This window comes from Vibrio sp. 03_296 (assembly GCF_002265885.1).
On sequence record NZ_NPKW01001037.1, the window covers coordinates 1 to 715 of the forward strand.

Below are 715 nucleotides of genomic sequence, written 5' to 3' on the forward strand. Positions count from 1 at the left end.
CAAACGCACTGTTCAGTCAATAACGGGTGGCAATCATGAAGGGAGCAAAAATGAAATTAATCAATGGTTGTATTGCTACATTGGCTGGGTTGTCGTTGAGTGCGGGGGCTTGGGCACAAGAAAGCTCGCGTATTTTGGTTGAACAAGAATTGATGGCGGTTGCTAACGATTTAATCCAATCGGCAGAGCTACGATATCACCGCGCGAAAAAGTGCCGATGTGCAAGGCGCAATGATCGACAATCAAGCGCATCTGGGTATCAGTTCACGCAAATGGCTCGACAGTGAAATCGCCTTGTTTGAGCACAAATATGGCTATCGCCCGACGGAGCTTTTCTTTACCTCTGATGTTATTTCGATCGTCGTGAATCAAGAAAACCCCATCGGTGCGGTTACCATTGATGAATTGGAGTTGATCTTCGGTTGCCATGATCAACCTGAACTCATGCAGTGGAATAAGATTCTTGGCGAAGAGTATCAAACCATCAAACCTGTGGCGGTGGAAAACGAACTGGCTAAGCATCTGAACTTCGCTAAGCTGGTGGAGTGTGAATCGCCTCAAAGCTCGCTTACCCAGTTTTATCCTGAGCGTGAGCAACTTATCGACGCGATCGCCGATGACAAAAACTTGAATGGGTTATACCGTCTGACGCAGAGCTTGAGAGTGGTGTGCGCCGCCTTGATATCATCAACCGCAATGGCGAGCGTTTTGACCT

1 protein-coding gene and 1 pseudogene are annotated in these 715 nt (G+C 47.7%); both read left to right on the plus strand.

Going from position 1 to position 715, the window contains the following annotated elements; genetic code table 11:
• Positions 1–50 precede the first annotated feature (50 nt).
• Positions 51–287, plus strand: a complete 237-nt coding sequence (locus CIK04_RS34945) for a hypothetical protein (protein ID WP_325206007.1) — start codon at positions 51–53, stop codon at positions 285–287.
• Positions 232–715 (plus strand): annotated as a pseudogene (locus CIK04_RS29685) (hypothetical protein); the annotation flags it as partial. The gene CIK04_RS34945 and the pseudogene CIK04_RS29685, both read left to right, overlap by 56 nt.

Bases quoted from the DNA above. Each gene is read 5' to 3' on its own strand.
- CIK04_RS34945 (WP_325206007.1), top strand. From the start codon at position 51: ATGAAATTAATCAATGGTTGTATTGCTACATTGGCTGGGTTGTCGTTG.